Source organism: Paenibacillus sp. FSL A5-0031, from assembly GCF_001956295.1.
Taxonomy (GTDB): domain Bacteria; phylum Bacillota; class Bacilli; order Paenibacillales; family Paenibacillaceae; genus Pristimantibacillus.
The window spans coordinates 1-11,881 of record NZ_MRTD01000008.1 but is presented as its reverse complement, the minus strand read 5'-3'; the positions used below and the strand labels follow the sequence as shown (position 1 = coordinate 11,881).

The following is an 11,881-nucleotide window of genomic DNA, read 5'->3' as shown; positions in this document are numbered from 1 at the left end:
AATGTCAGCTTCATCACCGTTTGAAGATCACGCTCGTGATGCCGTTATCGTAGCTGCGGTGAGGACGGCGGTCGGCAAAGCATCAAAGGGGAGCCTTGCGGAGACGAGGGCAGAGGATCTTGGGCGAGCTGTGCTGCAAGGTGCGCTTGAACGCCTGCCCGGCTTGTCGCCCGAGCTTATAGAGGATGTCATCATTGGGTGCGCGATGCCCGAAGGCGAACAAGGCTTGAATATGGCGCGCACGATCTCGCTTTATTCGGGATTGCCGGTGACGACGCCAGCAGTAACGATTAACCGTTTCTGCGCATCAGGCCTGCAAGCAATCGCCTATGCAGCGGAGCGAATTAGGCTTGGCGATGCGGACATTATTGCTGCTGGCGGAGTGGAGAGCATGAGCCATGTGCCGATGACCGGCTTCAGGCTGTCGCCGCATCCTGCCATTGTCGATGCGATGCCAGAGGTTTATATGGGGATGGGACATACGGCTGAAGAGGTTGCCCGCCGTTATGGGGTGACGCGTGAGGAGCAGGACGCGTTTGCAGCATCGAGCCATCGCAAGGCGGCAGCAGCTATTGAAGCAGGACGCTACCAAGCTGAGATCGTGCCAATAACGACAAGCCGCTCCGGCGTGAACGATGCTGGCCGTCCATGGTCGAAAGTGATCACTTTCGATACAGATGAAGGCGTCCGGCCGGAGACGACGGTTCAGACGTTGGCGCCGCTCAAGCCCTCTTTTGCAAGAGAAGGTACGGTTACAGCGGGCAATACGTCCCAAATGAGCGATGGAGCAGCTGCGGTAATCGTGATGAGCAGGGCGCGTGCGGAGGAGCTTGGCTATCGTCCGCTTGCCGTATTCCGCGGTTTTAGTGTAGCTGGCGTCGCTCCTGAGGTTATGGGTATCGGTCCCATCGAAGCCGTGCCTAAAGCGCTTAAGAAAGCGGGAATTACGCTTGATCAGGTTGATCTATTTGAGCTTAATGAAGCTTTTGCGGCGCAGTGTGTCCCAATAATTAAAGAGCTTGGCATTAATCCTGAAATCGTCAATGTGAACGGCGGAGCTATCGCACTCGGACATCCGCTTGGTTGTACAGGAACAAAGCTGTCGGTATCACTTATTCATGAGCTTGGTCGCAGAGGCGGCGGTATTGGCGTTGTCACGATGTGTATAGGCGGAGGTATGGGAGCAGCAGGCGTAATTGAGGTGTATAATTCAGACCAATAAGGTCGGCAGGCGGATAAGGGAGTTTGGCAGCATCCTGAAATATAATAATCGGTTGGCTGAAAGGAGAACTGCGCATGACGGAGACGATACGTTTTGGCGGTCGGTTTGTCGTGGAAGACAGTGTGCCGGAATCGGTCGTGACGCCCGAGGATTTTACGGAAGAGCAACGAATGATGGCGGATGCGGCGCAGCAGTTCATGGATGCGGAAATAACGCCGCGCGATGCGGAGCTGGAAGCTTTAAATTATGATCTGACCGTAGAGCTGATGCGCAAAGCAGGCGAGCTTGGACTGCTGGGCGCAGATGTGCCGGAGGCTTACGGCGGGCTGGGGCTCGACAAGGTAAGTACGACGCTGCTCGCAGAAACGTTGGCAAGATCCTCCTCGTTTGCGCTTTCGGTAGGCGCTCATACGGGAATCGGCACGCTGCCGATCGTTTTTTTCGGAACACCAAAGCAAAAAGAAACGTATCTCCCGGCACTTGCAACGGGGGAGCGCATCGCTGCTTATTGCTTAACGGAACCAGCATCGGGCTCGGATGCTCTAGGGGCGAAAACGACGGCAAGATTATCGCCAAATGGGAAGCACTACGTGCTCAATGGATCAAAGCTCTATATTACAAACGCAGGTTTTGCTGACTTATTTATCGTTTATGCGAAGGTAGACGGTGAGTATTTTACAGCATTTATTGTAGAGAAAGGCATGCCGGGGTTCAGTATTGGACCGGAGGAGCATAAGATGGGCATCAAGGGTTCTTCAACACGCCCTTTATTTTTTGAAGATGTGGCGGTATCGGTTGAAAACGTGCTTGGGGAGGTTGGAAAAGGGCATCAAATCGCATTTAACATTTTGAACATAGGACGCTTTAAGCTTGGAGCAGCTTGCCTCGGTTCGTCGAAGGAGACCATTGAGCTTGCATCGGCCTATGCCAATACGCGGAAGCAATTTGGGAAGGCGATTTCCTCCTATCCGTTAATAGGCGCCAAGCTGGCTGATATGAACATTCGTACTTATGTGCTGGAGAGCATGGTTTACCGAACTGCGGGCTGGATCGATTCGATGCTGCGGACGACGGAAGAAGGCGGGGCGGCAGTTGAAGGCATGACGGTCGCTAAGGCAATCGGAGAGTATGCCATTGAATGCTCGATTATAAAGGTTTTTGCATCTGAGGCGCTTGATTTTGTAGCGGATGAAGGGGTGCAGATTCACGGCGGCTACGGCTATATTCGCGAGTATAAGGTGGAAAGAATTTATCGGGATTCGCGAATTAATCGGATTTTTGAAGGCACGAATGAAATTAATCGGATGCTCATTCCTGGCACGCTGATGAAAAAAGCGTTAAAGGGCGAGCTCCCGCTGCTGCGCAAAGCTCGTTCATTGCAAGCAGAGCTGCTGCAGCCGATGCCGATTCCGCCTCTTGAAAAGCCGCTTAGCAAAGAAGCGTTCCGCGTAGGTCAAGCGAAAAAAATCTTCCTCGCCATCGGCGGGCTTGCTGTTCAGAAGCTGGGACTGCGGCTGGAGCAGGAACAAGAGGTGCTGTGTTCTCTTGCAGATCTTATGATCAACATCTTTGCCATGGAAAGCGCACTGCTGCGCTCACAAAAAATATGGAAGGCTAGCCGCGGAGTCGCTTCGGAAAAGACGGAAAATGTTTTAGCGATGACGACAGTTTTTGTGCAGGAGGCAATGGAGCGGGTTGAGTCACTAGCGAAGTTGGCGCTTGCTGCGCTAGAGACGGGAGACGGGCTGCAAATGCAGCTGTCCGTCCTCAAAAAGCTGATGCGCGCGCCTATCTCAGATACGGTTGCTTTGAAGCGAACAATTGCCGCTCGTGTCATTAATAGTGAGCATTATGTCGTGTGAAGGGGGAGAGCATGAATGGATTCGCTCAGACCGGAAGATCCGTCTTTGCCCGAGCAACCGTCCACTCAATCTGAAGAGCAAGCGCGCCCATGGCTTCAACATTACCCTAAAGAGGTTTCACCTTCACTGGACTATCCCGATCAGAGCATCGTCCAGTTTTTAATTAATGCGGCTAATCATCATCCAAATCATCCTGCCGTGCATTTCCTTGGCAAAATATTAACATACCGCGAGCTTCACGAGAATGCGATTAATCTCGCTTATGGACTCCTTTCCCTTGGCATAGCCAAAGGAGACCGTGTGGCAATCATGCTGCCGAATTGCCCGCAGGCAGTGGCTGCTTTTTATGGCGTGCTGCTTGCAGGCGGCGTCGTCGTTCAGACGAATCCGCTTTATGTGGAGCGGGAGCTTGAGCATCAGTTGGCAGATAGCGGAGCTGTTGCTGTTATTACGGTTGATCTGCTTTATGCACGCTTGTCTCGGGTTCGAGGCAAGCAGCCGGAGTCGGGTCCGCTGCCGCAGCTGAAGCATGCCATCATCACATCGATTAAGGATGGGCTGCCGTTTCCGAAAAACTTGCTTTATCCTCTTAAGCAGCGAAAAGAAGGCTTTCGTGCAGATATTCCATATGGCAGCTATGGTGTCGTTTCTTATAAGAAGCTGCTTGCAGCAAAGCATACGGATATGAGCCTGCCTGATTCGGCAAAAGGGTCTGATCTCGCGGCGCTGCAATATACAGGCGGCACGACAGGAACGCCAAAAGGTGTGATGCTGACTCATCGCAATCTCGTTGCCAATACGATACAAATATCTACTTGGTGCTATAAAGCGGAGGATGCTAAAGAGAGATTTTTAGCGGCGCTGCCACTGTTTCATGTGTTTGGATTAACGGTATTAATGAATATGTCGGTACTGCGTGCGGGAACGCTTATATTACTTCCGCGCTTCGAAGTGGAGACGGTATTGCAAACGATTAATCAGCAGAAACCTACCATTTTTCCAGGCGCGCCAACGATGTATGTCGCACTCATCCATCATAAGTCCGCTGCAAAAATCGATTTTTCTTCTATTAATGTGTGTGTTAGCGGATCAGCGGCTTTGCCGCTAGAGGTGCAGGAGAAGTTCGAAGCTTTAACTGGCGGAAGGCTCGTTGAAGGTTATGGCTTGTCGGAATCTTCTCCCGTCACACATGCCAATCCGGTATGGGAGAAACGGAAAATCGGTACGATCGGCATACCTTTTCCGGATACGGATGCGGCAGTAATCGATCCTGAGAGTGGTGAGAGACTGCCTAGCGGCCAGCTTGGGGAATTAATTGTTCGCGGTCCACAGGTCATGCGAGGATATTGGAATAAGCCTGCTGAAACGGATCAGGTATTGCGGAATGGTTGGCTCCATACTGGCGATCTCGCTACGATGGATGAAGATGGTTATTTTACAATTATGGATCGAATTAAGGATGTTATTATCGCTGGCGGCTTTAATATTTATCCGCGTGAAGTGGAGGAGGTACTGTTCGAGCATCCGGCTGTAAGGGAAGCGGCAGTGATTGGTGTGAAGGATGAGTACAGAGGCGAAACAGTAAAAGCTTTTATTGTGTTTAAGGAGGGCTGGCAAGTATCAAGCAGTCAGCTTGACCGTTGGTGCAGAGAGCGGCTCGCTTCCTATAAGGTGCCACACCACTATTCCTTTAGGGAAACGCTTCCAAAGACGATGGTCGGAAAAGTGCTTCGTCGAAAACTGCAGGAGGAGGAGGCGGAGGCTGAAAAGGCGAGAAAGGCGGAGAAGAAGGGAGAGTGAGCGGTATGGATGAGGATTGGTTTGTTCAACAGGCAGATCAAGCCGGTCATCTGACAAGGCTCGCAGAACGTGCGCAAGCCACCTTTTGGGGATTGCTTGGCTGTGAAATCGTGCAGGCAAACGCAAGCAAAGCGGCCATTTGCCTAGATGCAACGGAGCGGCATCTTAATCTGCTAAACATCGTTCACGGCGGAGTACTGATGTCTTTGATGGATAATGCGATGGGGCTTGTGGTTATGCTAGCAGCACCTGAGAAAAGTGCGGTAACGGCAAATTTGAACACACAATTTCTCGCCAGCGCCAAGGGAGGCGTGCTGCTTTGCGAAGCAGAGCTGGTTCACCGAACGGAACGTACACTGACGCTGCAAGCGCAGGTCAAGGATGACGCAGGCAAGCTGCTCGTTTGCGGGATCGGCGCGTATCGGATCATTTAGTTCACATTTTCGTAAGTTGATTGCTTGCTTCTGGTACGATATAATAATACCTAATTATGGAAGAAAAGCTTGTGTGGAACTGAACTAATAATTAAGCGTAATATACCGATAAAAGTAATAGGGGAAGGAGGCGAGGACATGGTTCAGGGCTGGGTAACGACATTGGTTTTAGCATTCGGAATTTTAGTCGCTATTATTGGCGTAATCGCATATTTAAGAATGTTTCGTAAAGATCGGCTTTCTTCTACGTCTCACCAGTCAGCTGATGTCTCGCCTCCAAACGTAATTAGCATAACAACCGCAAGGGATTCTGAGCATAAGAAGCCGCCCAAATCCAAAAAAGCCGCGCCAAGAGATTAATAATTGTTAACTTTCATATTCTGAACCTAAATGTTATAATAGTAAGAAAAATGCGAACATTGTGACTCATTGGCCATGGAGTTGCCTGCACCGAGTGGGGGTTCTTGCGGTGTAATCGCCGCATGCGGTCTCGTATAATGCTGTTTAGGACGACCATCCAACGTAAAGGGGAGGAGATTTCATGGCGAAGCATAGCCAGAATGAAGTCAAGGAAAGCCTGAAAGAACTCACGAGAATTTTTCAACCCAAGGACCCGCGTAAATTTGTTAAAGAGTATATTCGAAAGTACCGGATTACCGGGGGCTACGAAGATGAATTAACGACATTGGTGGAAAATGAATTGTGCAGAATCAACTCCTCGGTCAGCTAGACTCATCATGAAGGATACGGCTTTGTAAACTGTCTATAGGCAGGATGCAAAGTCTTTTTGTTTTTTTACAGGACGTACAAACTTAGGATGATAGGTTTTTCTAAAAGCGGATTTCCCACCTATCCAACTAACCCCAGATTATTTTTGGTCACTCGCGAGTGCAACGAATATTTCTCCTTCCAAATCATAATTTCGCCATATCTGATGGGCATGTGTCTCCCTTTTCTCGAATAAGTTATACATAGACAAATCTACTCGTTGTCATAGGCGGGGTATGTTTGCGAAGTGGATTTTACTATCGTAAAACCTAGGCTTATGCTTTCGAAGTGGATTTTACTATCGTAAAACCTGGGTCTATGCTTTCGAAGTGGATTTTACTACGTAAAACCTAGGCTTATGCTTTCGAAGTGGATTTTACTATCGTAAAACCTGGAGGAGGTACGTACACACATGGCAGTGGATTTGAAGACAAAGGAACATATTCGGGGCATTCGTAAAGCTGGCCGTATTGTCGCTGCCTGTCACAAAGCGCTCTCGAAACGGATAGCGCCGGGTGTCACCACGCAGGAGATTGACCGGTTTGTTGAGCGGTTCATGCTGGATCGAGGGGCGACTCCGGCGCAGAAAGGCTATAAAGGATATCCATTTGCTACGTGTGCCTCCGTTAACGAGGTTGTTTGCCACGGCTTTCCAGACTCTGAGCCGCTGGAAGCCGGTGATATTGTTACGATTGATATGGTAGCTGATTTGGACGGATGGAAAGCTGATTCAGCATGGACTTATGCAATTGGCAAGACGAATACGGCTACAGAAAAGCTGCTCCTTGCAGCAGAGCAATCGTTAAAAGATGGAATAAAGCAAGCTGTGCTAGGCAATCGACTGGGAGACATCGGATACGCGATTCAAAGAAGAGCGGAAAGAGCTGGTTTTGAGGTAGTAACAGCTTTTGTTGGTCATGGCATCGGCAGAAGCATGCATGAATTTCCTCAGGTTATGCATCATGGCTTGCCTGGTCAGGGGATTTTGCTTGAAGAAGGTATGGTGATAACAATAGAGCCGATCCTTACAGCAGGAAGAGCCGACGTATATATAGCACAGGATGGGTGGACGGCTCGGACTAGAGATGGGGCATGGGCGGCGCAATTTGAGCATACCGTGGCGATTACGAAGGAAGGTCCAATCGTGTTGACCCGCTGGGAATAATGATATTAGTTTTAACTGACCATAATCAAAAGTCGAGCCTGTGCAGGATCTAACTGCTGCTCGGCTTTTTTAGTTTGCTTATTTTCGTGTTTGGGTTGAATATGCGCTGCATAAATTCAATGAAAATGCCAAAAACAGCCATGGATTAAGAGTTCTTTTCTGTGGAACGCGAACGGGAAGAGGAGTGGAAAAGAAAGCTTGTCCATCTCCACAATCAACGCACATATTGGGCATGTTAATGCTGCTAATTAATTAGAAGTGATCATCTGATTTTTTTGGATGATCACTTTTTTTGTTTGCATTTTATAAAAGTAGTCAGTTTGAGTTAGGTTTTCTAACATAAATGACTTTGTGATCACCATGAATATAACGCATTCAAGTTAGTTTTATTAGGATTGCACAATAATGAGCGCCCAATTTTAGCTAACTTAGCTATTGTTCCTAGGTATTTCGAGTGATAATATGTCATATAAATTAACATAAAAACCAATATCATCTGACGATTGTTAAGCGGAAAAGGGGGAGACGATGTGAATGATGTGGCAGGGAAAGAAATCGTAGCCTTTAACCAAGTAAGTAAAATATATAATACCGGAACCATCGCGCTAAGTGATGTTCATTTCTCCATAAAAGAGGGAGAGTTTATCAGCTTTCTAGGACCGTCTGGTTGTGGAAAGTCTACTGCGCTTCGAATGGTAGCGGGGCTGGAGGAGGCTACCTCTGGTGGTGTGCTGGTGAATGGCAAGGAGCCGAAGCAGTTGATCCGTGAGTCGAACGATATTGCCTATGTATTCCAAGAAGCTAATTTATTGCCGTGGCGCACTGTGCTGGACAATGTCATTTTACCTCTGGAGCTCAGAGGTGGAAATATGAAAGAAAATAAAGAAGCGGCCAAACAAGTGCTGGAGATGGTTGGTTTAAAGGATCATTTTAAAGCATATCCAAGACAGCTTTCTGGGGGCATGAGAATGCGAGTTTCCATTGCCCGCGCTCTAGCAGCGAAGCCAAAACTTCTGCTCATGGATGAGCCCTTTGCAGCGCTTGATGAAATTACAAGGCAAACCCTCCAAATGGAGCTGTTTGATATATGGGAACGTGAGAAAATGACTGTTTTGTTCGTGACGCACAATGTGTTTGAAGCGGTTCTGCTATCCTCCAAGATTGCCGTCATGTCGGCACGTGCTGGAAAATTATCTGCATTAATTAATGTGCGGCTGCCCTATCCAAGAACGCTTGGCATGCGAACCGAGCGGGATTTCGGTAAATATGTTGAGCTTGCCTCAACTTATTTGGAGCATGGCACTCATCGGAAGGAGCTGGGTTAATGTCGATCTCATCATTCGAAACCTTGCAGCCTAAGCTTGAGACGCCTGTTGTTGTGAAGAAAACAAGCCGAAATTTCGGATATACATTCAAACATTATTATCTAGGACCGATTGTGGCCTTTGTTCTTGTCATGGCGCTCTGGCAGCTCATTCCTGCTTGGCTTGGCATGAAGCCTTTTATTTTCCCTAAACCGACGGATGTGTTGAAAGCAGCAATCGAGGACTGGTCCATTTTGTGGGAAGCCGTGCGCATTACTGTTTTGGAGTCGGTAGTAGGCTTTTTGCTTAGCGCGGTGATCGGTATCTTCATCTCCATATTGCTGGCCAGCTCGCTCATTATGGAGCGAAGCATTTATCCATACGCCATTATCCTTCAGACCATTCCCGTTGTTGCTGTAGCGCCGCTTGTCGTGATCTGGTTTGGCGCCGGCTATAATTCTATCGTCGTTATCTCCTTTTTAATCGGATTTTTCCCTGTTGTCTCCAATACATTAATGGGATTAAATTCAGTGGATTCCAATATGGATGAATTGTTCACGCTTTACAATTCGTCAAAGTGGCAGAAGATGTGGAAGCTTCGCCTACCTGCTGCAATGCCTTACATCATGGCTGGTTTGAAAATATCGTGTACCCTATCGATTGTCGGAGTCATTGTAGGGGAGTATGTGGCAGGAATTGGGGGCGGCAAAGGCGGGCTCGGTTACGCCATAACGATAGCTGCTGTACAGATGAAAACACCTTTTTTATTTGCTTGCGGTATTGCTTCAGCTATTTTAGGCATCAGCTTCTATCTCATCGTCAGCATGATCGCTAAGCGAGTACTGGGCTCATGGCATGAGTCCGCGATGAAGACAAGAAAATAAATAGAAAAAGTGGAGGAGAGACAAAATGAAGAAATGGATGAAATTCGGGGGAGTTGCTTTATCGCTAACGCTAATGATGGTCTTGTTCGCAGCATGTGGAGGGAAGTCTGGAAATAACACACCGGCAAATACAACAGAGAATTTACCAACTGCAGAAACGGCTGCTACAGAAGAGCCCAAAGCTCCTGTAGAAACGAAGAAAGCAAAGCTTGTTCTGAACTGGTTTCCAAAGGCACAGCATGGCGGTGTATATGCGGCCAAGGAGCAGGGGATTTTTGAGAAGCATGGTTTTGATGTTACGCTTGAGCCGGGAGGCCCGCAGGTTTCGGCTGTGCAAATCGTCGCTTCTGGAAAAGCGGAGTTCGGTCTTGCTCATGCGGATCAAATCGTTATCGCCAAAAATCAGGGGATTGATTTGGTTGTCGTAGCAGCGGCGCTTCAAGGCAGTCCGCAAGCGTTCATGTTTCAAGAAAGTGCGGAAGTAAATAGCTTCGAGGACCTCAATGGCAGAACCGTATTTATTCAGCCGGGCATTACGTATTGGGACTTTTTGAAGAGTAAATATGATTTGAGCGGAGCAAAAGAAATGACCTACACCGGCCAGCATGTCAATTTCCTTGCTGATCCAGAATCGGTCACTCAAGCATTCCTAACTTCAGAGCCGTTCTTCATGGAGAAGGAAGGCGTAAAAACAAAAACATTGCTAATTTCGGAATCTGGTTATAATCCATACAATGTCGTATTGTTCGTCACAAAAGAGTATTTGGAGAAAAATAAAGAGACCGTTGGAAATTTTGTCGCTGCCTTCTCCGAGGGCTGGATGTCTTATAAGGATACTTCTAAGGAAGTGAATGCCGCTATTCATGCAGCTAATCCGAATATTGATCTTGATGCGATCGATTTTGAGGATCAAGCTCAGAAGGAATTTGTTTATGGCGGGGATGCTGCTGAGCATGGATTTGGCTATATGACAGAGGAGCGTTGGTCGACGCTGATCAATCAGCTTGCTGATCTAGGGCTGCTCAAAAATAAGTTCGACGCCAAGGAGATATTTACGACAGAGTTTTTGCCTGGTAAATGATAAGTGGATAGATTTATAAAAAGGGATGCAGACACGTTGCCGTGATCTGTATCCTTTTTTCATGTAAGAATATAGCTTTTCGATACGAAGCTTCAACTATTTTGGTAAAGTTTAGTTTAAATGATTTTTTCCGTGCACATGCGCCGCTGTCGGTATTGACTGAAGGGATTTACAGTAATAGGATATAAGAACTGGAATAAAAACAATCTGTTTATATAGATGAAAGTTCATTTAACTGCACCAAGTATTGGTTAGGAGGTCTCACATTGTCTGTGATACACGAATTTTCACAATCCATTCCTGAATGGAATAGAGGCAGTCTGCATGCTGACTGCGAGAATTGTTTTGGTTTATGCTGTGTTTCATTGCCGTTCACAGCTTCTATAGATTTTGCGATCGATAAAGACGCCGGTCAGCCATGCAGCAATTTGCAATCGAACTTTCGCTGCGGCATTCATCAAAGTCTTAGGGAGCGGGGATTTAAAGGTTGTACAGTTTACGATTGTTTTGGAGCTGGTCAACAGGTTTCACAGGTAACCTATAACGGACAAGATTGGCGGCAGGTACCAGATACCGCGGAGCAAATGTACGAGGTATTCCGGGTCATGCGGCAAATCCACGAGCTGCTTTGGTATTTAAACGAGGCGCTTGCACTGGAAACGACACAATCGATTCACGATGAGCTTAGATTTATGCTCGAAGAAACAGAACGGTTCACTCGCCTGAGCCCGGATTCATTGGTGGAATTGAATGTGTCAGCACATCGTTTGGCAATCAACAAGCTGCTTCTTAAAGCAAGTGAGCTTGTACGCGAGGAAGCCATTCGTGCGAATAAGCAGAGTAACACTCGAGGCCGTAAGAAGACCTACGAAAGAGGCGCCGATCTCATGGGAGCTAAGCTTAGAGGTGCTGATCTTATCGGAGCAAATCTAAGAGGGTCTTATCTGATAGCTGCGGATCTCAGAGATGCCGATCTTAGAGCGGCGGACCTTATCGGAGCTGATTTTCGAGACGCTGACCTCAGTGGTGCAAACCTCTCAAAAAGTCTCTTTCTGACGCAATTTCAGCTTAACGCAGCCAAAGGGAATGCAGATACAAAACTTCCGCCGACGCTTACTCGTCCAACACACTGGTTAGCATAGAAAATGAACGAATGCCTAAGTGTGCTATTACACATTACATTAAAAAGGCCAACCAGAAGATTCTGGTTGACCTAATTATACGAATGGCTGCCGTTAGGCAGCCATTTTACTATTAATTGGTTTGTTGCCGATGGAACAATAGCCGCCACAAACCACAAACCACAAATCACAAACCACAAACCACAAACCACAAACCACAAACCACAAACCACAAATCAC

The 11,881-nt window shown here is 47.7% G+C and carries 11 protein-coding genes; all 11 read left to right on the top strand.

Translation table 11 applies throughout. The features are described from left to right. Window position 1 precedes the first annotated feature (1 nt). The 11 genes from BK120_RS15370 to BK120_RS15320 all read left to right on the top strand — a co-directional run bounded on the left by BK120_RS15370 (window position 2) and on the right by BK120_RS15320 (window position 11,662). Window positions 2-1,222, top strand: coding sequence for an acetyl-CoA C-acyltransferase (locus BK120_RS15370; RefSeq protein ID WP_076268385.1), 1,221 nt, complete (start codon window positions 2-4; stop codon window positions 1,220-1,222). 74 nt (window positions 1,223-1,296) lie between these two features. Beyond that, window positions 1,297-3,084 (top strand): acyl-CoA dehydrogenase family protein, encoded by a 1,788-nt coding sequence (locus tag BK120_RS15365; RefSeq protein WP_076268384.1) that lies wholly within the window; start codon window positions 1,297-1,299, stop codon window positions 3,082-3,084. 15 nt (window positions 3,085-3,099) lie between these two features. Beyond that, complete coding sequence (locus tag BK120_RS15360) at window positions 3,100-4,884, top strand: long-chain-fatty-acid--CoA ligase (RefSeq protein ID WP_076268383.1); 1,785 nt, start codon at window positions 3,100-3,102, stop codon at window positions 4,882-4,884. Window positions 4,885-4,889: 5 nt separating this feature from the next. Continuing rightward, window positions 4,890-5,318, top strand: coding sequence for a PaaI family thioesterase (locus BK120_RS15355; protein ID WP_076268382.1), 429 nt, complete (start codon window positions 4,890-4,892; stop codon window positions 5,316-5,318). Between the two features lie 138 nt (window positions 5,319-5,456). Continuing rightward, entirely contained in the window at window positions 5,457-5,678 is a 222-nt protein-coding gene (locus BK120_RS15350; RefSeq protein ID WP_076268381.1) for a hypothetical protein, read from the top strand. A gap of 181 nt (window positions 5,679-5,859) precedes the next feature. Beyond that, window positions 5,860-6,048, top strand: coding sequence for a hypothetical protein (locus tag BK120_RS15345; protein WP_076268380.1), 189 nt, complete (start codon window positions 5,860-5,862; stop codon window positions 6,046-6,048). Between the two features lie 450 nt (window positions 6,049-6,498). Continuing rightward, on the top strand, window positions 6,499-7,251 hold the full coding sequence (gene map, locus BK120_RS15340; RefSeq protein WP_076268379.1) for a type I methionyl aminopeptidase: 753 nt from the start codon (window positions 6,499-6,501) through the stop codon (window positions 7,249-7,251). A gap of 530 nt (window positions 7,252-7,781) precedes the next feature. Then, window positions 7,782-8,576 carry an ABC transporter ATP-binding protein gene (locus tag BK120_RS15335; RefSeq protein ID WP_256710906.1) on the top strand — a complete coding sequence of 265 codons (795 nt, stop codon included), beginning with the start codon at window positions 7,782-7,784 and terminating at the stop codon, window positions 8,574-8,576. After that, on the top strand, window positions 8,576-9,439 hold the full coding sequence (locus BK120_RS15330; protein WP_076268378.1) for an ABC transporter permease: 864 nt from the start codon (window positions 8,576-8,578) through the stop codon (window positions 9,437-9,439). Before BK120_RS15335 ends, BK120_RS15330 begins: the two co-directional genes overlap by 1 nt. Before the next feature lie 25 nt (window positions 9,440-9,464). Continuing rightward, window positions 9,465-10,520, top strand: a complete 1,056-nt coding sequence (locus tag BK120_RS15325) for an ABC transporter substrate-binding protein (RefSeq protein WP_076268377.1) — start codon at window positions 9,465-9,467, stop codon at window positions 10,518-10,520. A 266-nt stretch (window positions 10,521-10,786) separates the two neighbouring features. Then, window positions 10,787-11,662 (top strand): pentapeptide repeat-containing protein, encoded by an 876-nt coding sequence (locus BK120_RS15320; protein WP_076268376.1) that lies wholly within the window; start codon window positions 10,787-10,789, stop codon window positions 11,660-11,662. Window positions 11,663-11,881: the final 219 nt, after the last annotated feature.